Origin of the sequence: Algoriphagus halophilus, from assembly GCF_900129785.1 — a bacterium.
Classification (GTDB): domain Bacteria; phylum Bacteroidota; class Bacteroidia; order Cytophagales; family Cyclobacteriaceae; genus Algoriphagus; species Algoriphagus halophilus.
In genome coordinates, this window is the sequence record NZ_FSRC01000001.1 from 1,620,808 (window position 1) to 1,643,665 (window position 22,858).

Here is a 22,858-nt window from a genome sequence, read left to right on the forward strand (position 1 = left end):
TGAACAGCTTCCCCTTAAAATGGGGTTGGGGGATTTTTTGTAAGTTATTGATCAGTTTCAGTAATCAGTAATTTTAAATCATAAATCATATTTTCTAAATCTTAAATCGCTATTTATTACTTCTATTGATTAAAAAACTCCAACACCTGATCCATGTAGGATAAACTGACAGGTACGGACCTTTCCCCAAGATGCAATACATGTTTTTCTACCTTATCCACCTTCTTGCTGTTGACCAAAAATGAACGGTGAGAACGAATAAAAAAGGAGGGAAGCAGATGCTCTACCTCTGCCAAAGTCATTCTACTCATGGCTTTTTCGTTTTCCAGCTGGAAAGTCACATAGTTGCCATTCGCTTCACAAAACAATAGTTCCTCAAATACCAACCGAATTTGGCCTTCGCCAGTTTTGATGAAGGTAAACTCGGGTTCTTTACCAGGCTGTAATTCCAGCCATTCTTGTGCTTTTTGACAGGCTTTGATAAAGCGTGGAAGGTTGAAGGGTTTTAATAAATAATCCAATGCGTCCAACTCAAATCCTTTCACTGCAAAATCGGAATAAGCTGTGGTAAATACTACCATGGTTTCCTTAGGAAGTAATTCGGCAAAGTCTATCCCGGATATATCCGGCATATTGATATCCAAAAAAATCAAATCAATGGAATTGGTTTTCATATATTCCAATGCCTGAATTGCATCCAAAAAGACTTCTTCCAAATGAAGAAAAGGAACTTTGGAAGCATGTGCTTTTATCACTTCCAAAGCCATCTTTTCATCATCTATCGCAATTGCTTTAATCATATTATAATAGTTGAACAGATAAGTGAACGAAATGCTCTGTGTCGTTCGCCACGATGGTCAAGTTATGTTTTTGTGGGTAAAAATGCTCCAAACGACTTTTGACATTCTCCAAACCAATGCCTGATTCGTCCTTTGGATCTTCTGTGGCTTTTTTGGGGTGCATGCTGTTGACCACGTCCAGATGCACGGAACCTTGTAAGCAGCGCAAGTTGATTTTGATCCAGGACTTGCTTTTAGTGCTGATGCCATGCTTAAAGGCATTTTCCACAAAAGGAATCAACAGCATGGGAGAGATGTCCCCGTGACAATGCTCCTCATTGATCTGAATGGTTACATCCAAGTGATCCTCTTTGGCAAAACGTAGCATTTGCAGGTCCAAGTAGTTTCTTAAGTAATCTATTTCTCTGGAAAGAGGGATTCTGTCCATTTGATTTTCATGCAGCATGAAGCGCATCATGTCTCCCAGCTTCTGAATCCCATCGGAAGTTTTCTCTGCATTTTCCATCAATGCGGATCCATAGAGTGTATTCAAGGCATTGAATAGAAAATGTGGGTTGATTTGGGACCGTAGGAAACTCAAGTTGGCGGAACTTTGATTGACCTGTACTGAAAGAGTATCTATTTTACCGATATAATCCTCATATTTTCTGAAAACCAAATTGGAAAGTGGAAAGATGACAAAGAAAAGCAATAATACCATCCCAACTCCCAAAAGCATGATTTCTGGGACGTTCTCATCCACGGAAATCAAAAAGAACACAAAAGCGATGATGCTGATCAGTCCCCAAAGAAACCAACGATAGGCCTTGATCTTGCCAGCTTCTTTGTTTCGGTAAAGCAGAAAATAATTATAGAAGATGAAAAAGCTAATCCCGGGAATAATCACCAGAATAATGATTAGGATGACTTCATTTACAAAAATCCGTGCAACGAATAAAAATATGCCTACAAAGAGAAAGATCATAAACAAGCGTACTCCATTGTACAATTGAAAATCTTTGAACACCGGTGGCAAGAACATCTTCTTCAGAAGATTCGAAGTGACCAGGTAAACAATATATAATAGAAGAGTACTGAAATAGAAGCGGAAGTAACCTTCAGCATCCACATTGTTAATCCCGGCACATGCTCCCGATAATGCCCCCATGACTGCCGCTGTCAGCAGACTATAGAGAATAAATTGAAGGACATTTTTATCCTTTAAATACTTTGGAATAACTACCAAATGCATCACATAAAATCCTATGTAAATGACTATGGGCTGAATGACAATCCCAAAAAATTTCTCCATGGGGTAATGATTGGAGGATACTGCAATCATTAAGTTGGTCAGTACAATAATCAAAAACACCAAGGTGGTAATCCACCATTCTATGGAGCGAAAGTCAAATTGTTTTGATTTCATAAAGTATTGAAAATAAATAGGTTGAACTACTTTGTTTTAACTGGATTTGAATTAGAACTTACAATAGTCTCTTGCCTATTTTCTGAAATGCCGGTACATGATTTAATCATCAGCAAATTGTAAATAAATGCCAGAATAATCAGCAAATAAAAGACTTTCTTGGTGTTCATGAATTCTCTTTCTAATTGATGGTTCAAGAATACATGGACTAAAAAGCCTTTACAAAAGAATGTGACGGAATGGGGAAAATGAGGGACGGAAATGGAAAGGATAATGAAAAAAGCCGGAAATGAGAAGTAGGTTGAAAAGTGAAAAGTGAAAAGTTTAAAATTAAAAACCTGAAAGTTTGTGGTTATAGTTAGTCTTAGGATTCAGTTAATCCAAAACCTTATATCACTGTTCATAGATCTAATATTCTATATCTTCGATTAAAATGGGTTTCCAATCAAGTCAATTCCCCACATCCATGGCAATACAAAGTAGACCATCAAGGTGACCAAAACAATGGAGATGAGGTTCAGCCAAAAACCAGCACTTACCATATCTTTCATCCGTAAATAACCCGAGCCGAACACGACCGCATTCGGAGGGGTGGCAACAGGTAGCATAAAGGCGCAGGAAGCAGCCAGAGTGGCACCCACCATTAATCCAAAGGGATGTAAATCGAGCTTAAAAGCAACAGAAGCTAATATGGGCAACAACATGGACGCAGTGGCCACATTGGAGGTGACTTCGGTGAGGAAGTTGACCGAAGCAATGATGATGAATAATAAGAAGAAGAAAGAAATTCCCTCTATTAAAGTAAATCGTTGGCCTATCCATTCTGCTAAGCCTGTTTCTTTGAACCCGGCAGCCAAGGCCAATCCACCACCAAATAAAATTAGAACACCCCATGGAATACGTTCGGCGGTTTTCCAGTCCAAAATCCGATCTTCTCCAGAGGAGGAAGGAAGGATAAACAATAAAACCACCCCGATCAATACTATGATGGTATCGTCTATGCCAGGAAGCAGCTTGACTAACACAAAACTTCTTAAAATCCAGGCCAAACATACCGTTCCAAAGACTATCATCACGGATTTTTCTTCGTAACTGATCTTTCCCAAAGCTTTTAATTGAGTGCCTATGATGTTTTTGCCATCAGGAAGGCTAAAACTTTTAGGGAGGGGATTGGCGGAACTTACCAGGTAATACCAGCAAATCATCAATAAAACTGCTACTAAGGGCAATCCAAATGCCATCCATTCATTGAATCCGATGGAATAGCCGTATAAATCATTGATTACCGCAGCCATAATGGCATTGGTAGGGGTCCCGATAAGGGTTGCCAAACCACCAATTGAAGCACTATAGGCGATTCCCAACATGATGTTTTTTCCCAATCGATCTGCGATGGAGGTGTTGGATTCACCCAATTGACTTTTAAACTGATTGACTACGGCCAAACCAATGGGAAGCATCATCAAAGAAGTTGCAGAATTGGAGATCCACATGGATAAAATGCCCGTGGCCAGGATAAATCCCAAAACAATGCGGCGTAAATCAGTACCTAATAAATTGATGATGTTCAATGCAATCCTGCGGTGCAAATTCCATTTTTCGATTCCAGTGGCCAACAAAAATCCTCCCATATATAACAGGACTGTGGGATGCATGTAATTTTCGGATACGTCTGCTATTGGAAGTATTTCCAACAATGGCATCAAGATCAAAGGAAGAAAGGCAGTAGCTGCAATAGGCAAAGCTTCAGAAATCCACCAAATGGCCATCCATGCAGCAAGCGCCAACATGGATTGAGCAGCAGGATTTAAGCCATTAAAAACCGCAAAAAAATTAATTAAAACGAAAGCTAAAGGCCCCAAGTACAGCCCTAATGATTTGATCTTGATTTCCATAAAGCTTCAAAGCTAAAACTTTTCAACACATATTCTTTGACAGGGGAAAAAATGAAATCTCAAAATTCAAAATTAGTCGCTTAAGCAACACCCATTCGTTTCTTGATTTCCGCTTCTATTAATGCAGAAAGTTTACGTATGGTATCCTGTTCAAAAAAGTCTTGAATGGATATTTCCAGGTTTAGCCTTTTGCTCAAAAGAGAAACGATCCGAATCGCTGATAGGGAATTTCCACCCAATGGAATAAAGGAATCTGTCACATCAATACTGTCCATTTTTAATACCGAACACCAAGTTCCATGTACAAGCTCCTCAATTTTATTTTTAGGTTTTATAATAGCTTGGTTCTTTGTAGGAGTACTTTTAGTCTGACTTCTTAATAATGCCTGTTTATCTACTTTTCCATTGGAGGTGAGAGGGAAGGAGTCAACTTGGATAAAAGTAGATGGAATCATGTTCGTTGGAAGAAAAGACTTCAGGTAGTCCATCAATTCAGTTTTGTCTACCTGAGAAGAAGCTTTGAAGTAGGCCCTGATTTCTTTTGAATGAATGGTCTGTTCCTGCATGCCGATTTCATGCATGAGTTTTGTAATTTCCTCAGTACTGAGCTCATCATTTAACTCATCTATGGTTTCCTCTCGCTTTTTATGACCAACGCGCACATCCCAGCTATATGGAAATGCATAGTTGTGGTATCCTTTTTTTCGCTTGTGAACAAAAATTCCCAAATCATTTATGATGCAATTGGTGCTTCGGCCAGTATCCTTAGGTCTTCTCCATCCAATTTTTTCTTCCAGATAAGCATACATTTCCGAAAGGCTTACATCACTGAATCTATAAAAATCAACAAAGGAGACCTTGGTAAATACTTCGTCTGTTTCAAACATCGATACATCCAAATACTCACTCACAGCATCTTTGCTTCTGTGATAGGATTTTCGAGTCTCTAGGATGATTTGATCTATATCCGCTGGATCAAAGTGATCTTTTAAGAAAAGTTCTTCAGTCAACCTTGTTTCAAAAAATTGTCCTCTTGAAAGACCTGTCACAATCACTGGAATATTTTTTTCGAGGGCTAGTTTAGTGCTGAGGGTGTAAACAGTTTTAAAACAGCCATTACACACGTTTTGATGTCTTTCTAAACTATCTCTGAAAATGGCGTTCATGGCATCTGTACTACCATATATATGATCAACCCCAAGTTTATTTACCGTATTATTGATATTCTCTTTGGCATTTTCAGATATAAACCCATTGTCAAGTGTCCAAGCCAGCACATGAAGTCCAAGTTCTACCAATTTAGCCAACGCATAACTACTGTCTTTTCCTCCACTTAATAGCATCAGACAATCGTATTCTTTTTCTTTGTTTTCTCCCAAACCTAAAATCTCCGATTTCAGGTTATCCATGGATTTAAAGTAGGAGGCCACATTTTTCTGATATTCTTCAAAGGATTCACACAAATTGCAGACTCCTTCTTCATTAAAGGAAGCATCAGGATAATTAGATGGAATCCCACAATTCTTACAGTAAAAATCAGGTGCTTGATATAAATTCTCATTTGAATCAGCGACGACGATATGTGCTTCCTCCATTTTAGGGAATTTGGAAATCAATATCTCCAATTCAGCTGATTCTATCCTAACACCATTCAATTTTATCTGTTCATCTATCCTACCATAATATTCGAGTATACCTGAGGCATTCAAACGAACCAGATCACCGGTTTTATAAATCCTTTGATCTAACTGATATGGATTCTTAATAAAGGATTCGGCTGTGCGCTGGGGATTATTAAAATATCCTTTGGCAAGTACTTCCCCTCCCAGAAATAAGGTTCCCTTAACGCCCTGCGGAACCGGGTTTAATTTCTCATCCAAAATGTAATAATTACATCCCGAGATAGGTTTTCCTATAGGAACTGAAGGTGCTGTTTCTTTCGGATCATATTTGTGGACAATGCAGCCTACCGTCGCTTCTGTAGGACCATATTCATTAATTATTTCTGCTCCTTCCGGTAGTAGTTTTTGGAAGCTGGAAGCGAGTTTAGTTTCAAGATTCTCCCCTCCAAAAATCACAGTATTGAGCGTCGAACCTTTCAAGGAAGTTTCCTGGATTATTCTCGCATGGGAGGGGGTAAGTTTAATGGTGTTTATACTTCTGTTCTTAATAACCTCCAAAATAGATACGTCAGGACCACTTTTCTTTTCTGGAAAAATATGGATGGATCCTCCAGAAATCAATGGTAGAAATAGGGATGTAATGGTCAAATCAAAACCTATGGAAGTAAAGAAAGGCATATGTACTTCCTGACCTCTGCTGTATAAATTTTTTGCCTCTGTTAAATAATTTGCCAAAGAACTGACCGAAACTTCAACACCTTTTGGTTTTCCTGTAGATCCGGAAGTGAAAAGAATATACCCGGTTCGATTTGGATCATGTGATAAGTCTATAACTTGGTTCTTAAGTTCATAAGAAAGAAGATCATCTAGCTTGATATCCATTACTGAATAGGATTCAAATTCTAGCGAAGTACTAATTAGTAACCTAGGGTTCAAATCTGCCAAAATTCCTTCCATTCTTCTTTGTGGAAGATCCACAGGCATAGGGACAAATATGGCTCCAAGCCTTAAAATAGAAAGAACAGAGATGATATATTCGAAGGATCTTTCTTTGTGTACAACCACAATGTCCTGTTCCTTAACTCCCTGGTGATTAAGTATTTCTACGGCCTTATTTACCAATGACCTTAGTTCTTGGTAAGAAAGGGTTTTATCTCCCAATAGTAAAGCTGGTTCATTTGAATTCCATTCAAAAACAGGTTTGATAAGCTCATCAAAAGTTATCGGATTACCCTTATCACTTATATCCTTTTCGATTAGCTCCTTTTCCTCCTTATCTGAAACAAGTTTTACCTCCGCGATTTTTGATTGGTCATCTATGATAAAAGCCCGAATCATTTTTTCAAAGTGGAAGGGGAGAAGTTCTATTTGTTTTGGTGTAAAATAGGCTTCATTGATATCGATATAATAATCAAGGTTGGATTGATCATTAAAATCGAAGGCCTGAAATCGAATTCGATGACCTGCGTCCATCTGCCCTGGAAAAAGCCATTTAGTTCTGGTCGGAATTTCCCCAAAATCACCAAAATAAAGGGGGATGTAATTTACTACTGTTTGAATTCCTCTAACGCTCTCTAAAGTTTGGGCACCAGGATAGCCATTTTTAAAAAAATCGAAGAGCTCTTGCCTTACTTTCCCAAAAAGACTCAGAAAGGAGTCTTCCATGTCTACCTGAATATCAACGGGCAATACCTCAATGAGCAGGCCTGCGGTGTTTTTGAATTTACTGAGGTTACGGTTGGGAAAGGGACTTCCTAGCCGTAAGGCAGATTCGCCTGAAATTCTGGAGATAAAGGCAGCAAAAATAGTAGACCAAATCGTGAATTTTGTAAGGTCAGGATTGAAGGATCTATAGGCTTCTGTAGTTAGCTTTTCCTCTAAAAGCCCTTTGATTTCTGTACTTATAGGGATTTTTACCCTTCTGGCCTTGGTTCGGGTTTCAGATTTAAGATTTCCATAAAAGGATAACTCCTTAACGGGAAATTGTCCCTTTGACTTCCAATATTCAGCAGCAGAGGTATTTTTGTTTTCTCGTTTTTGCTGCTCAAACTCCCGATAAACGTTAAAACTGACTTGACTTCCGGAATCATTTTCAATTTTCTTTAATTCCGATTCATAGCCCTTCCCTAATGCCTCAAACAGAACTTTAAAGGTCGTTGCATCAGCAAGTATGTGGTGAATATTCAAATACCAAATAAACACTCCCTCTTCTACTTTTAGTAGAATGGAATCGAAGCATCTCTGAGTAAGGTCTATTGGAGTATGAATTCGAGATTTGATGAAAGAATCAAGCGATGCATTGGAAATCTTTTCAAACGGAAGATTAAATTCTAATTGGGGTAATACAATTTGTTCAACAACTGAATCCTCATTTTCATGAAAAACTGTTCTCAGGCAATCATGATTTGCAATTAGGCGTTTAAATGCTAATTGAAAAGTATAGGGATCTATTTCACCATTTAATTCAAATGTATGGGGAAGGTAGTTTGAATTGGAGCTAGGATCGAGCTTTTGACTAGCCCAAATACTTTGCTGACTTCCAGTAAGGCTGGAAATAGAGTCTGGTGATACTTGCAATCTTTTTCTATTTTTTCTGCTGCTGGGCAATATATTCTGTAATGGAAAGGACTGAATTAAAATTTTCTATCACCATATCCTGAGGTGGTACTTTAATTTTATACCTCTCTTCCAAATGGGCAATGAGTTTCATAATCGTAATGCTATCAATCAAACCACTGCTCAATAGTTCTTCTTCTTGGTTGACAAGTACATCGATTTCCTCATGTATATAATTTGTAATTTCTTCTACCATTACTTTGGATTTAAGGCTGTGTGGTTCCTTTTGACCATATATTCAGGTCTTGGATCTGAAACTTCTTTAATATTATCAGTTGGGTTGAACGTGAACATTAATAGCTTTCTGTCAATTACTCCCATGTTTTGATAAGAGCTATGGAGTAAATTACAATGGAAAATATGAATGTCTCCTGCATTTCCGGTAAATGGAATTATGGGACTGTATTTTTTCACCATTTCCGATAAGGTACTTTGAGTAATCATATATTTCAGATTCTCATCATGTACTCCATCAGGATTATTCAGGTACGATTCCACTTCTCCTTCTTTTTGAGAAGAGGGTATAGCTAATATGGGGCCATTTGCTACCTCTACATCGGATAGCAAAATTGCAACCGTCAGAGCATTTGGAGCAATCATTCCATCCTCTTTCCAAAATTTAAAATCTTGATGCCAACTCCATACACCTGATTCAAGGCTACTTTTAGTGTTAAGTTTTGACTGAAATAAGTAAAAATCTGTATTCAAAAGCTGCTCAATAATTTTCGGTAATGAGGAATTCTCAAGTAGTGCAAGAATAGAAGAATCGAACTTTTCAGGCGCAAAAATGGTACGGATTTTTCCAGAGGATTTTTCTCTGAAAAATTCAGGTCCGTCCAGTTGTTCAATTTTTTCAATTGCCTGAATGATCTGATCCAATTCTTTTCCCTTCAGCCAATTACTTATCTGTAAATAGCCTTGTTGATGATATGTATTGATTTGCTCTTGATTAAGCATAGTTTCTATCACTTCTCTATTTTAATTAGAAAACTGTTTTTCCAACTTCCGATAATGAACTTTTCCATTGACGGAATGGGGTAGGGATTGTACTTCAAAGAAGTGTTTTGGAATACTTGTCTTTGGGAGAAGTTTTATTAATCTCTTTCTCAATGAATTATTGTCCAACGGTTTCTCCTTTGGTACGATTGCCGCACATAATTCTCTCATGCCATTTGATTTACATGTGAAAACAGCTACATCCTTTACTTCAGGGCATTGAATTAAAACCTGTTCAATAGCTCCAAGTTCAATCCTGTAGCCATTAATCTTCACTTGACGGTCCATTCTCCCTACAAAAACCAACTCATTATTTTTGTTCAAATAGACATAATCGCCAGTTCTATAATAGTTAACTTCTTTTCCTTCTTTTCTGTCGATATAAAAAGACTTTTGGTTCAAGGTTTCATTATTCCAATAGCCTGACATCATGGTTACAGAATGAACTAGAAATTCTCCCTGTTCACCGGGAGCAACTTGCTGGCCTTCCGAATTCAAAATGAGATAGCTGGTATTCTCCCAAACCTGACCTATTGGTACTTCTTTATCTGCTTCTATAGGCTTTGAAATAGTAAAATAAGTACATTGATTTACTTCGGCAGGCCCATAAACATTTGAAATCTTCGAGTTTGGAGCTTTTTTTAGTAACTCGTTTAATTTGATAGGCGGAAAGGATTCGCCTCCATATTTTATCCATCTCAACGAAGGAAAATCTAAATCAAATCCTCCTTCAATCAATGAAATGAAGAGGGAAGGGACAGAATACAAAATGGTAATTCCATTTGCTCTAACCGCCTCACAAAAACTCCCAAGCATGACTAATTCGCTGGTATTGAAAATATAGGTTGTACAACCGGCATACATTGCTGAAAAGTATCCAAAGGTACTTTGATCAAAATGTAAAGAAGCTACATTTCCAATGGTATCATTTTCAGAAACTTCATATAGTAAGGTAGATTGTCTAGCATAAGCCATTCCGCTTGAATGGGTATGGACAATTCCTTTTGGTTCTCCAGTTGAGCCCGAAGTATACAGGATATAAGCAAGGTCGCTAGGCTCAATATCTAAATCCAAAGGGGGATTACTTGCTAATTGAAAGATGGTATCCCAAGAAACGCCTTGATGTGATCCTACCACTAGTAAATTTTGGGTATCAATCTGATCTATAATGCGTTGGTGAGAGGGGATGGTGAGAACTATTTTGATATTACAATCTGCAATAATTGTATTAAGCCTTTCGCTAGGTTGGCTTGGGTCCAAAGCCACCAAAACAGCTCCCGCTTTTAAGATACCATAGATTGCATAGGCTGTAAACACATTTTTCTCAATTAGAATCCCAACACGGTCTCCTTTTTTTACTTGGTTCTCTACAAGCCAATTTGCTAGTTGATTGCTTCTCGATTCTAATTCCTGATAGCTGATCTGGGATTCAGCGCTTTTAAAAGCTATTTTGTTCGGAGTCTCTTTTGCTCCAATTGCGATGAGTTCACTTAACAGTTGACTAGTAGAATTCATAGTAATCCATCCAATTTAGCAATAATATTCCTTTGAATATCTGATGTACCAGAGTATATCAATCCTCCCAATCCATCTCGAAGATCACGTTCTACTTCATATTCTGTAACCACTCCTTTGGCCCCAAAAATTCTAATGAAATCCAGACTGGATTCTACAAAAGCTTCACTGATGTATAGTTTAGCCATGGCAGCTTCCCGAATTAAAGGCAAATCATTTTTATCCAAATAAGCGACTTTATAAAGATGCATTTTTGAGGTTTCAAGCCTCAATCTCATATTGGCAATTCGGTTGGAAATGGATTGATATTTACCAATGCTTTGCCCAAATGATTTGCGTTCGTTGGCGTAAGCAATTGATAATTCCAATTGCTTTTCCATTCTTCCTATTTGGCTCGCAAAAATATAACCCCGCTCTGATTCCATGGCCGAACTAAAGAGGCTTAATCCTGAGCCTTCTCTTCCCAATCGGTTTTCATCCGGAACAAAACAGTTTTTTAAATAGAGATTTCCCATCGGTGTGGTTCGCATTCCTACTTTATCCCGAACCTCACTACTAGTGAAGCCCTCCATGGTTTTGTCCACAATGAAAGCCGTAATACCCCACTTGCCTAACTTTACATTGGTGGTAGCAAAAACAACTGCTATTTCACAAATAGGGGCCAAGGTGATGTAATGCTTTTCCCCATTTAGGATATATCCGCCCTCCACTTTCTCAGCAGTCATTTCCAGGGCATAGGTATCGGAACCTGAGCCTTCCTCGGTTATTCCAAAAGCTCCAATCGTACCTGAAATCAATCTTGTCAAATACTTTTGCTTTTGTTCCTCTGTTCCAAATGCATTGATTGCTACCTGGGTGCTCCAAATTTGGGAATTGAGAGAAAAGGGTAGACCATTGTCTTTACTTCCATAGCCTAGTCCTTCGAGCATTAACACCGTGGTAAGAGGATCAAAACCACCTCCTCCGTATTCCTTTTTAAAAGGCCAACCCAACACTCCAAAATCGGCACATTTCTTCCACTCTTCCTCCGGAAATATATTGTTACGGTCTTTTTGAGAAATATCTTTATTCAGATTTTTCTCTGAGAAAACCTTGGCTTTCTCCCTTAATTCTATTTGTTCTTTGCTCCAGCTAAAATCCATTTAATTAAAATGTGAATTTCACAAAACCTCTAAAATTGAATGGAGTACCAGGAGTAAAATGAATTTCATTAACCGGACTTGGTTCGAGGTTTCCATTTGCAAGTCGTATTCTAGATTCTGTATCAAATTGAGTTTCTTTCCAATCTGTATTAAGCAGGTTTTCTATGAAAAAACCAAACGTGAATGCATTGAAAGTATAGCTAGCGTTCATATCCAATACGGTATAACCTTCTGCGACAACACTATTGTCTTCATTAGCAGGACGATCCTGTAAATATCTGGCTCGTAGGGCTCCTGCAAAACCATCCTTTTCAAAACTCAATCCTCCTGTGGTAGTAATTCTTGGTGCCAATGGGATGAAATTATTTCCTTCAGGGTCATCTATGCTTCTAGCATAAGAATAGGTAAAATCGCCATCAAAGTAGATCCATTTGTTTGCTTGCCATCGTAATCCCAAGTCTATTCCTCTTCTTGCTGTTCTTCCACTCGCTTCCACTATGCCGGCATCACCTACATAAACAAATTCCTGTTCAAGCCTTAAATACCAAAGCGCCCCATTTACTATCAATCTTGGCCATAACTTAAAGTTACCCCCTAAATCAGCCCCAAATGCTCTGGGAAGTATGGATTCATTATTAGGCCTTTCCAATACCAAACGAGTGTCGTTTGAGTGAAAGCCAATGCCAGATTTTAAAAATACTTGTACGTCTTCATTGACCGTATAAATGAAGTTAAGTTTCGGACTTACTACGGCAGCTGATAAAGATTGGGGATCATATTCAGGAGTGAGATCATCTTGGTATAAATAATTAAAATAATCAACTCTAACTCCTGGGTTGATCCGTAGCTTTTTCAAGTAAAGATCAAAATTTACATAACTGTAATAATTCGACTCAGTAATGTCACCTCTTTGAGTGACAAACCGAACACTATCTCTGTTTTTTGTTCCGGCTAATTCATTATCACGGATATCATCATTTCTAAGTCCTACACCAACTTGAAGTGCATATTCACCCCCACTGAATGTATTGCTATAAGTAAGCTGACTTTCTGCTCCAAAAATCGCCCGGTTTTCGCGCTGTCGGATTTGATCACCATTTACAGAATCTTCCAAGAAGAATGTAAAGTTTGAAAATAGCTCAAAATCATAAGTAGAATAGTAGGCGTTGTTCTTAATAAATAATCGATCATTAATTAGCTTGGTATGATTGAGAGCAATGTTTGTTCTACTCGTATAACCTCCCTCTGTATCATCTAAAGCTCCAAAATTGGTGATCTGTCCACTTTGTACCGCACGAACCGGTATCTGACCTGAAGCATCCCACTTACTGGTAAAATGTGATGCAATTAAGCTGATATCACTTCCGTCTTCCAATGTTAGACCATATCGCCCCATTAGGTTTAATCGGTTGAAATTCTGACTGGACTCAAATGGACCATCACTTGCCAAGTATTCTGCCGCGACATAGGCATTGTTTTTCTTGTCATTGATTAGGTTAAAAAGCCCAACCGTACGGACACTGTTGAAGCTTCCTCCTTGTACCGAAACAGAACTTTTATCCAAACCTCTTTTGGTTTGGAAGTTTACGTAGCCTGCAGTAGCAAAATTCCCTTTATCGGCATTATAGGGGCCTTTGTCAAAATCTACTCGCTCCACTGTTTCCGGTATTAAGAAGTGTAGATCTGAATATCCTTGCCCGTGCGCATGTGAAACCATGTTGACCGGCATTCCATCGACCGTGATATTTATATCAGTTCCATGGTCAATATCAAATCCACGCAAGAAAATTTGTTCAGCTTTACCACCTCCGGCATGTTGTCCTATAAATAACCCAGGTACTTTTCTCAATATATCCTGAGATGTGTTTACCGGATTTGTTTTAAGATCAATTCGGGAAAGGGTATTAACTGGATTCACTTCTTGACTAAAGACTACCTCTCCAAGTTCAATAGCGGTTTCATCCATCCGCACAGTAACCTCTCTTGAAAGATTACTTACTACTATTATCTGAGGTTCGTATCCTATATGACTTACTTGAAGGGAATCTCCATCTTTAACTCCCGGGAGCACAAAATAACCAGATTCGTTGGTGTGAGCGTGATGTTCAGAGGCAATATGAATAATATAGGCTCCGATTATTGGGGAACTTGCTCGGTCTAAAACTCGGCCTTTAAGCGCTTGGGCGTTTACAAAAATTACTGTAAAAGTAAATAGGACAACGGTGGAGAGTACTATTTTAATCATAGAAATTTATTTAAAGCTGGCTTGAAAATCAATTCACAAGGGGAAATGAAATATTTTCTGAAACCTTACTTCATTAAAGGAGATTTTGTTTTAAAAAATTAATAATTAGTTCAATAAAATTGAATACCTATTGAGCTACATTAATTAGATGATGAATCATTCCATATGGATTTTTTTCATCGGAACTGTAAGACTCAATATTCATTTTGGTTCCTAGGTTTAATTCATGGGCATATTTGGCAAATAAATTTGCCACCACCTGGTCCTCCAATGCCCATCCTGTGGAATCAAATATGCTAATTCCAGATTGGTACTTTTCTATCAAAACTTGATTATGGATTAATTCAATCCAAGAGGGACCAATATCAGAGGGTTCCAATTGCTGACATTCGCCTTCGACAACTGCTTGATCGAGAAAATCAGGACAAACAAAAGATTTCTTCAAAAGTGACTTTGGGAGTTCAAACTTTCCTGGGAAATCCGCTCCCACAGCATTAATATGAAGGTGTGGTTTTGAATTAAACTCTATAAAAAGTGGGCCTTTTTCTGGAGCTATAGAGGTAGCAGTGCACACAATATCCGATTTTTCCAAAATTTCAGAAATGCTAGAGAGTTTAGGTGAGATTCTGAGATTGATGGGAGCCAGTCGATCTTCTAAGCTATGCATGCAGCTTTGATCGGTATCATATATTAAAATCTCCTCAATTGGAAACAATCTGGAAATAGCGTGAATCTGGGTGATCGATTGAGCTCCACATCCAATAATGCCAAGTGTCTTTGAATTTTGATTTGCCATCATTTTACTGGCAACTGCACTAGAGGCACCAGTTCGCAAAGCTGTAAGCAAAACACCGTCTACTAAAAAATTTAAATGACCCGTGTGAGCATCATAGGAAGAAATAGTAGATAATATAGTAGGCAGTTTAAAAATGTCTGGGTTTTCAGGATGATACCCCACCACTTTAATCAAAACTTCTTCCCCTTTCTTCATGATTGGCATCCATTCTACTAAACCTAAAAAGGGTTTTTTATAATTAAATCCTGATCGAATGGGTACTTCAGTTTCTTCTTCACTGTAATTTTTAAGTGATTTTTCTAATTCAGAAATCAGGTCATCCATTACTCTGTCTAACCCAATTTTTGTTATAATCTTATTGACAGCATTACTGTCTATGATGATACTTTCTTGATTTTTCTTCATTATTTAAGTTAATCAATACCCAATATACTATTTTGAATTAAGGTGTCAATTCATTTTTTTGCCTATCTAAATGCACAAGTTTGATAACTTTTAAATTAAAAGTTTGTTTAACCCAAATAATCCTTAATTCTCTTCGATACATGTCAACAACCAAATTAATCAGAACAAGTTTTTTATTCTTTCTATTATTTACACTAGCTGCTAGGGTAGAGGCCCATAAACCCAATCAAAATTTTATTTATCTAAGTATTTACGAAGGTAAAATGGATTGTAGGGTTGAGCTGAGGAAAAGCGATATCGCAAAAGTATTTGGTTTTGAAATCGGACCAGGAGTAGTTCCTGATGAGAATGACCCAAAAGTTCTAAGGATGCGGGAATACATACTCAGTCACCTCAAATTTACATCTTCCCAAGGAGATCATGCTATGGTTTTCACAGACTTAGGTTTGTTGGAATTAAAAGACGGTGATGATTACCTGTTATTTAATTTTTCGATGGAAAATATGAATCCTGTTCCTTCCAATTTAGATGTTTATGATCAGATTTTTGTAGAAGAGTTGAGCAATCATGAATCATTACTTCATATTGAGCGAAACTGGAAAACGGGTGTGTTAGCCAATGAATCTTTGCCATCTTTAATCTTTGGTACTTCCTCTCCAAATCAAACTCTTGATATTGAGGAAGGATCAGTTCTAACTGGTTTTTTGGCAATGGTAAAATCCGGGATTTACCATATTTGGATCGGATTGGACCATATCTTGTTTTTGATAGCCCTACTGATTCCCTCGGTGATTGTATATAAACCAAAAAATGCTCCTAAAAAGAAATGGTTTGGGATCACTTACAATGATTTTGATCCTCAGCCAAGTTTTAAGACTGCTTTTATATCTGTAGTAAAAATCATTACAATTTTTACTCTTGCTCATTCTGTGACTTTAAGCTTAGCAGCTTTAGAATTGATCAACCTACCTTCAAGGTTAGTGGAATCCATTATTGCCATTTCCATTGCCATGGCGGCTTTTCATAATATCGTCCCATTTTTAAATAAAAGAGAGTGGCTTATTATTTTAGTATTTGGTCTCTTTCATGGATTTGGATTTGCTTCGGTTTTGGCGGAACAATCAAGAGGAGGGGAGTACCTGGTCTATTCATTGGTTGGATTCAACCTGGGTGTAGAGATTGGTCAGTTGGGTATTATTGTTGTTGCTTTTCCTCTGCTTTTCTTACTTAGTAGACTGAAACAATACTATATCATCGTGGTCGGTTTCTCCCTTTTATTGATGGCCATATCGGCTTATTGGATCATCGAAAGAGCCTTTGGATATGATTTGAAACTTCATACTTGGTTGCTCGAAAAAGGAATCCTTTAGTAGATTAGAGTATGGAAGGAAATTCGGATGATCTTCTTGATCAGTGGCTTAATTTTAACGAGCAGGAGCAGGGATCTGAAAATTTAGCAGAGGAACGAATTCCAAAAGCTAGCCTATCAGATCACTATCCACTTTCAGTCGCTCAACAGCGCCTTTGGTTCGTCTATCAAAAGAATCCTGAAAGTCCTGTATATAATTATTCAGAGATCTGGAATTTTCATGGATCCTCTTTTGATCAGGGAGTTTTTAGTAAAGCCCTGGAAAGTTTAGTTGCCAAGCATCAGATTTTAGCAAGCAATTATGTTGTATTCCAAGAGGAGCCTGTGATGGTTTTTCGACGGGGAAAAAGTTTTGATCTTCATTTTGCAAAGGATAATCAGGACGAATCGGATGCCAGAAACTGGCTTAAAAATCTGGCTAGTGAAGCTTTTAGGCTAGAAACAGATCCTTTGATTCGAGTGGGAGTTTGCCACCTCAATGACCAATATTTGATAGGCATTACCTTCCATCACATTATTATCGATGCCTGGTCCATGGGCATATTGAGAGAAGATTTTGCTGATTTCTATGTTGAGATTTCCAATAATAATCAACAATCAAACTTCTCGGTACCTGAAAATGATCTTCAATATCAGGATTATACGTCCTGGCAAAGAGAATTGCCTGAATCAGAGTCCAAATCCAAGTCAATTCCTACGCCTTCGGACTCATTTTTAGATCTGCCGCTGGACTTTCCAAGGCCGGCCAGTCCAAGTTACCAAGGCAGTATCATCCGGTTTTCCCTGCCAAAAAATTTCACTGATAAAGTAGGGAAGCTCGTCAAAGATTTTCAAACTACGGACTTTAACCTTTTCCTTGCATGCTTTCAGATTTTGCTTGGTAGGTATGCAAAAAGTGAACAGGTAACAGTAGGAATACCAGTGTTCAATCGAGATAAAGAAGAGTTTAAATCCATGGTTGGGTATTTTGTAGATACCCAGGTAATTGAAGCAAGCCTGGAAAAGCAGAAATTGTTTTCCGAGCTGCTTAAAGAAATCAAAAATGATGTTTTGGCGGCCATATCTACCCAAAAACCGAGCTATGAGGAACTGGTTAGTAATTCACAAACAGCAAAAGATCAAAGCTACAATCCTTTATTTCAAGCCATGTTTGTGGGACATTCCGCAGGAGAGAATCCATTTCAAAACCATGGTCTATCGGTAGATTTTGAAGTGTTGGATTTAGAAGTCTCCAAATTTGATCTGACGCTACATCATTTTGGTCTAAAAGCTGGTGCATATCAAATTGGAATAGAAATTAGTAGGGATTTATTCAGTCCTGTTTTTGCAGAACGCTTGTGCCAACATTTTACAACGCTGTTGGAGGGTGTTTGCGAGAATCCTAACCTGGAAATAGAGTCTTATTCCCTGATTTCTGAAGAAGAGAACCAATTTCTGGTTTCTGGACTTAGTCATGGTTTTTTACCAGAAGGTAATGGAACTGTGCTCACTGAGATCCTAGATAGTTTAATCCAAAAAAAGGATCAGATTGCCGTGGTTTGCGGCTCTGAACGACTAAGTTATGGAGAACTTGATCTAAAAAGCCAAGTAATTGCTTATGAGCTAGGAGAGAAATCTGCTGATCCAAACTATCCCATAGGAATCTTTATGGAAAGGTCTGTGGATTATTTGGTTTCTATTCTTGCCATCTTAAGATTTGGTGGGGTCTATTTGCCTTTAGACCCGGATTATCCAGACCAAAGAACGCTCCAATACCTAAAAGAATCCGGAGCAAATTTTGTCCTGACTCACCGTAATTGTATTGATTCAAAAGACTCTGTCAAAGATAATTTTGAAATAATAAATATTGATTTAATAGAATACAATCAAAGTATTGAAAATCAGGTAAATAAGGGTTTTAAATTTAGTAATAATGCCTACCTGATATTTACCTCTGGGAGTACCAATAAACCCAAGGGTGTTTTGGTTAGCCATAACAACTTATACTCTTCTGTGGCAGCAAGAAAGTCGTATTACCAGGAATCTCCCACCTCATTCTTGTTGGCTTCCTCTTTTTCTTTTGACAGCTCAGTTGCCGGAATCTTTTGGTCTTTATGCACAGGAGGTAAACTCATCATTACGCAACAAAATGAAACCTTGGACACTGCTGCACTTTCTGCAATCATTGCTCGAGAAGATGTCAGCCATACCTTGATGCTGCCTTCGCTGTATCAAGCCTTGCTGCAGGAAAATGACAGAACTTGGGATGCACTGAAGGGAGTGATTTTGGCTGGAGAGGAATTTCCAAATGATTTGATAAAAATGCACTTTGAAAAGCATCCAACAACACGGCTTTTTAATGAATATGGTCCAACGGAAGGAACGGTTTGGTGTACGGTTCAGGAACTTCATGCTGGAGATTCTTTTCATAGGGTTCCTATAGGTTTGGCAACATCGAATACCTTGGCTTATGTACTGGATTCAAATCAGAAATTAAGTCCCATCGGAATTCCGGGAGAACTTTGCATTGCAGGGGCGGGGCTTACGAATGGGTATTTATCCGAGGAAGATACTGCATCTAAGTTTTTGAAAAACCCATATTCCGAGGAATGGAATAGGGTTTATAGGACTGGAGACTTGGTTCGAATCCAGAAGGATGGATTGTTGGAATACCTTGGAAGAGAGGATAATCAAGTTAAAATCCGAGGACATCGAGTGGAATTGACCGAGATTCAAGATTTAGCTCTACGTGATCCAAAAGTTAAATCTGCATTAGCAATTGTTGGGGGAGCATCTGATACCCAAATAATCGTGGCCATTAAATCGGATGCCAATATAAATGAGGGGGAATTAGATGGTTTTTTCCGTCAAAATTTGCCACGATACATGGTGCCGGATATAATTCTCATTTTGAAGGAATTTCCTTTGCTTCCAAATGGAAAAGTGGATTTGAATGCATTAAATGACATTGCCATTGCTAAACCAAACGCTTCAACCGTTTCTTCAAAAATACCATCTACGTATTTGGAACGGCAGGTTGCTGGAATTTGGGCTGATGTAATGGGAGAGGAGGAAGTTCCTGTCAATAAAGATTTTTACGAGATGGGTGGAAATTCACTCCAAAGTATTCGAATCATCGCAAGATGCAGAGACATTGGGATAAAGGTTACTCCAGCTCAATTTTTACGCTATTCCACAGTGGAATCGCTGGTGAAGTCTATCCATCATGAAGCCTATCAGAGACCCGAAAACACGCTTGAATTGGAGGTTTTAAAGGTTTGGGAAACCTTTCTCAAACAAAAATTGATTGGGGTGAAGGACAGTTTCCAAAAAAATGGAGGATCCGATTTTGAGTGGAAGCAGGTGGAAAATGAGTTAAATTCCATTTTTACATTTAAGGATCCAATCCATATAAATGACTCAATTCAAGATATTTCAAAGAAAATTCTTGCTAATAATCATTTAGTTGAATTTGAGTCAATAAATATTAGAAGGGTCATTCCTATAAAAACAACCGGTCAAAAATCGCCTCTATTTTGTATTCATAGCGAATTCTATTATGAAACAGTGTATAGTCAATTGACTAGGCATATGCCTGCCGAGTATCCGGTTTACGGTATATTATCGGTAAGTCCTGAATTGATCAAGAATTCCGTCCCAAGGAATATTGAAGAGATCGCCAGTTTGTGTTTGGAAGAAATCCGATTGATTCAACCCAAAGGACCTTACCGAATTTTATCCTATTCTATCGGGAATGTAGTTGCCTTCGAGATTGCTAAACAAATGCTAGAGGCAGGGGAGCAGGTAAATCTGATCATGATTGATCCGCCGCTGTTTTTTGATAAATCCAGGACATTTGGAAAAGGAGGTTATAAAAAGCTATTTACCTATTTGGACTACTGGAAGAATCCGGGGCAATTGCTGGAAAAAGTTCGTAAAAAGGTAAGAAAAGATCCTAAACCTCCTGTATTGATTCAAGATACAGGCTTATTGAAAAAGTATTTACTCTCTTATAAGCCTGAAAAAATAGCCTGTGATACCTTACTTATAACCACACCCAGGGAATTTAAACATACTTATGAATGGGATCCCTTATTGAATATCGTGGATCGTGAGAAAATTCAAGGACCACATCTTAAATTGATGCGAGAACCTTATGCGGGCCAACTAAATGAGGCAATTGTACGGAATCTCAAAAAATGGGATGAAGAAAAGAAAACGATGGATTCATGAAAGTTGATTTATGGCTTGCCAAACTGGATGAGGTGCCCGAAGAGGATGGGAGGGATCTTGCAAGAGAAGAAATGGAGCGTGCAGATCGTTTTGTTCGGCCTGAGTTAAAAATGCGGTTCCTCAAACGAAGAAGCATTTTGAGAAAATTACTATCCGAGTATCTTGACATAAAACCTAATGAAATAGTTATTAATCAAACGATTCTTGGAAAGCCATATGTAGAAAATCCTAAAGCTCAAATTTTTTTTAACATATCACATTCCAAAGACTGCGTGCTGTATGGTTTCTCGAATGAATCAGAAGTTGGTGTAGATATAGAATTCTTGGATGAGGAGATTGAAGCAGAGCTCATCTCAAACCATTTTTTTGCTTCTGAGGAAATCTCATTGATTCAAAATTCCAAGGGCAAATTAAAATCCGAAGCTTTTTTCAGGTTATGGTGTATCAAGGAGGCATACATCAAATTAGTTGGGAAAGGTTTGACATTTCCACTAGATCAAGTGTTGGTAAAAGATACCATGGAGAAACCAAGGCTGGAGATTCCGGCAGTTACCAATGATCAACCATTTGAATCGTTGAGCTGTATTTATAGCAATTGGCTTCCCAATTTTGGAATTGGGGTGGTGGTACAGGGAAACCACTTGGAAATAGAGTATAAGCAGTACAGAGGCTAATGGAAATGGTATTTCATTTTCTATTTAACATAATATAAATTATATAACAAATTTAATTTTTATTACTGCTGCGCTGTTTGACAAATTTCTGTCAGCTTAGAATATATATTGATATTTTGTTAACCAGCAGAGCTGGACTTTGACGTGCACATTTATGATTGATGATTTTTTGGTGCAGTGCTTCTAATTATGTTGTTATATAATTAGACGTTATATTAAGTAGCCGCTCAGGCCAGCGCCTCAACCAGCATGGACAAGTTTATCCCAAATATTGAATTCTCAACGTTTAGGAACCTCCTGTCAATAAATTTATGAAACTTATGTTTTCCGGATCCATCCAATCGTAGATTGATTTTCGTTTGATGTTCGCTTGACGCCCTCAAGCCGTTTGGCTAATACTATTTTGATTGATAAAAGTATATAAAAGATCTTGAGAGAATAAAGCTTCTAGCTACTACCCAACGTATGGCTTGCTATTCAGTCAGACTAGCTTGCTTGAAAGTCCATTAGATTCTACTTGGTATAATATTACTGAATTCATAGCAGTTTAGAATTAATAATAACTAAATGGTTATTATATTGCATATACTGAATTATGTTGCTATGAAAAATATATATAACCAGTTTATTCTACCCTTTGTAACAATCTCTGAAGACAGGTGGAAGTTTATCTCATGGCTAATTCTTCTAGTAACTTTTGGTTTACTTGGAATTTGGATGCCTCTTATTGACAACCTATTTGTCAATGAGTGTCGAAAAATACCATTTAACAATATCATTTTGAGTGGCTCACTCTCAACCTTTTCAATCGTTATTTTGGTAGAAGGATTAAGTAATCTCTTTAATGTAAAACCTAAGGGTAAATCGAAGCTTTCAAAAGGTTTGAAATCAATCACATTTGGATTTACAATTTTAATCTTTACAATAAATGTCTATTTATATGGTAAATCTTTGGATATAAATAGCATAGATACTCCAAAACTCCTTGTTTACTCAATAATTTTATTTGGAGTAATTTCGATTGGATTAGCAACCTATCTTTTTTGCTTTAGAGAGACTAATTGGGAATTATCTGCTGATGAATATGTAAATAGGCAAAATAGTGAAATTGAAGAAAGTAGTGATTCTGATGATGATAACCCTTTGCCAACTGATAACTAAAAAGA

14 protein-coding genes are annotated in these 22,858 nt (G+C 37.8%); 4 read left to right on the forward strand and 10 right to left on the reverse strand.

The features are described from left to right. Positions 1–122: 122 nt before the first annotated feature. The 10 genes from BUR11_RS06870 to BUR11_RS06915 all read right to left on the reverse strand — a co-directional run bounded on the left by BUR11_RS06870 (position 123) and on the right by BUR11_RS06915 (position 15,437). Positions 123–800, reverse strand: a complete 678-nt coding sequence (locus BUR11_RS06870) for a LytR/AlgR family response regulator transcription factor (RefSeq protein ID WP_074224038.1) — start codon at positions 798–800, stop codon at positions 123–125. Position 801: 1 nt separating this feature from the next. Next, complete coding sequence (locus BUR11_RS06875) at positions 802–2,205, reverse strand: sensor histidine kinase (RefSeq protein ID WP_074224040.1); 1,404 nt, start codon at positions 2,203–2,205, stop codon at positions 802–804. Positions 2,206–2,633: 428 nt separating this feature from the next. Then, complete coding sequence (locus tag BUR11_RS06880) at positions 2,634–4,100, reverse strand: SLC13 family permease (protein ID WP_074224042.1); 1,467 nt, start codon at positions 4,098–4,100, stop codon at positions 2,634–2,636. A gap of 80 nt (positions 4,101–4,180) precedes the next feature. Further along, on the reverse strand, positions 4,181–8,299 hold the full coding sequence (locus tag BUR11_RS06885; protein ID WP_143185866.1) for a non-ribosomal peptide synthetase: 4,119 nt from the start codon (positions 8,297–8,299) through the stop codon (positions 4,181–4,183). 7 nt (positions 8,300–8,306) lie between these two features. After that, on the reverse strand, positions 8,307–8,534 hold the full coding sequence (locus BUR11_RS06890) for an acyl carrier protein (RefSeq protein ID WP_074224044.1): 228 nt from the start codon (positions 8,532–8,534) through the stop codon (positions 8,307–8,309). Further along, entirely contained in the window at positions 8,534–9,295 is a 762-nt protein-coding gene (locus BUR11_RS06895) for a phytanoyl-CoA dioxygenase family protein (RefSeq protein WP_074224045.1), read from the reverse strand. Before BUR11_RS06895 ends, BUR11_RS06890 begins: the two co-directional genes overlap by 1 nt. Before the next feature lie 21 nt (positions 9,296–9,316). Continuing rightward, positions 9,317–10,849, reverse strand: a complete 1,533-nt coding sequence (locus tag BUR11_RS06900) for an amino acid adenylation domain-containing protein (RefSeq protein WP_074224046.1) — start codon at positions 10,847–10,849, stop codon at positions 9,317–9,319. Next, positions 10,846–11,991: an acyl-CoA dehydrogenase family protein gene (locus BUR11_RS06905; RefSeq protein WP_074224048.1), complete on the reverse strand. Its 1,146-nt coding sequence runs from the start codon at positions 11,989–11,991 to the stop codon at positions 10,846–10,848. The genes BUR11_RS06900 and BUR11_RS06905 overlap by 4 nt, the downstream gene beginning before the upstream one ends. A 4-nt stretch (positions 11,992–11,995) precedes the next feature. Continuing rightward, positions 11,996–14,236, reverse strand: a complete 2,241-nt coding sequence (locus tag BUR11_RS06910) for a TonB-dependent receptor (RefSeq protein ID WP_074224049.1) — start codon at positions 14,234–14,236, stop codon at positions 11,996–11,998. 127 nt (positions 14,237–14,363) lie between these two features. Further along, complete coding sequence (locus BUR11_RS06915; protein WP_074224051.1) at positions 14,364–15,437, reverse strand: ornithine cyclodeaminase family protein; 1,074 nt, start codon at positions 15,435–15,437, stop codon at positions 14,364–14,366. 140 nt (positions 15,438–15,577) lie between these two features. On the opposite strand from BUR11_RS06915, the gene BUR11_RS06925 reads away from it, so the two are divergent. From BUR11_RS06925 to BUR11_RS06940, 4 genes are all read left to right on the forward strand, one after another. Further along, entirely contained in the window at positions 15,578–16,807 is a 1,230-nt protein-coding gene (locus BUR11_RS06925) for a HupE/UreJ family protein (RefSeq protein WP_084560884.1), read from the forward strand. Between the two features lie 11 nt (positions 16,808–16,818). Next, positions 16,819–21,018: a non-ribosomal peptide synthetase gene (locus BUR11_RS06930; protein ID WP_074224055.1), complete on the forward strand. Its 4,200-nt coding sequence runs from the start codon at positions 16,819–16,821 to the stop codon at positions 21,016–21,018. Next, positions 21,015–21,692 carry a 4'-phosphopantetheinyl transferase family protein gene (locus tag BUR11_RS06935; RefSeq protein WP_074224057.1) on the forward strand — a complete coding sequence of 226 codons (678 nt, stop codon included), beginning with the start codon at positions 21,015–21,017 and terminating at the stop codon, positions 21,690–21,692. Before BUR11_RS06930 ends, BUR11_RS06935 begins: the two co-directional genes overlap by 4 nt. A gap of 603 nt (positions 21,693–22,295) precedes the next feature. Further along, entirely contained in the window at positions 22,296–22,853 is a 558-nt protein-coding gene (locus BUR11_RS06940; RefSeq protein ID WP_143185868.1) for a hypothetical protein, read from the forward strand. The last annotated feature ends 5 nt before the right edge of the window (positions 22,854–22,858 follow it).

Excerpts from the sequence above, each read along its gene's own strand:
- BUR11_RS06935 (WP_074224057.1), top strand. The coding sequence starts at position 21,015 with ATGAAAGTTGATTTATGGCTTGCCAAACTGGATGAGGTGCCCGAAGAG.
- BUR11_RS06930 (WP_074224055.1), top strand. The coding sequence starts at position 16,819 with ATGGAAGGAAATTCGGATGATCTTCTTGATCAGTGGCTTAATTTTAAC.
- BUR11_RS06905 (WP_074224048.1), bottom strand. The coding sequence starts at position 11,991 with ATGGATTTTAGCTGGAGCAAAGAACAAATAGAATTAAGGGAGAAAGCC.
- BUR11_RS06870 (WP_074224038.1), bottom strand. The coding sequence starts at position 800 with ATGATTAAAGCAATTGCGATAGATGATGAAAAGATGGCTTTGGAAGTG.
- BUR11_RS06940 (WP_143185868.1), top strand. The coding sequence starts at position 22,296 with ATGAAAAATATATATAACCAGTTTATTCTACCCTTTGTAACAATCTCT.
- BUR11_RS06895 (WP_074224045.1), bottom strand. The coding sequence starts at position 9,295 with ATGCTTAATCAAGAGCAAATCAATACATATCATCAACAAGGCTATTTA.
- BUR11_RS06880 (WP_074224042.1), bottom strand. The coding sequence starts at position 4,100 with ATGGAAATCAAGATCAAATCATTAGGGCTGTACTTGGGGCCTTTAGCT.
- BUR11_RS06925 (WP_084560884.1), top strand. The coding sequence starts at position 15,578 with ATGTCAACAACCAAATTAATCAGAACAAGTTTTTTATTCTTTCTATTA.
- BUR11_RS06915 (WP_074224051.1), bottom strand. The coding sequence starts at position 15,437 with ATGAAGAAAAATCAAGAAAGTATCATCATAGACAGTAATGCTGTCAAT.
- BUR11_RS06900 (WP_074224046.1), bottom strand. The coding sequence starts at position 10,849 with ATGAATTCTACTAGTCAACTGTTAAGTGAACTCATCGCAATTGGAGCA.
- BUR11_RS06875 (WP_074224040.1), bottom strand. The coding sequence starts at position 2,205 with ATGAAATCAAAACAATTTGACTTTCGCTCCATAGAATGGTGGATTACC.
- BUR11_RS06910 (WP_074224049.1), bottom strand. The coding sequence starts at position 14,236 with ATGATTAAAATAGTACTCTCCACCGTTGTCCTATTTACTTTTACAGTA.
- BUR11_RS06890 (WP_074224044.1), bottom strand. The coding sequence starts at position 8,534 with ATGGTAGAAGAAATTACAAATTATATACATGAGGAAATCGATGTACTT.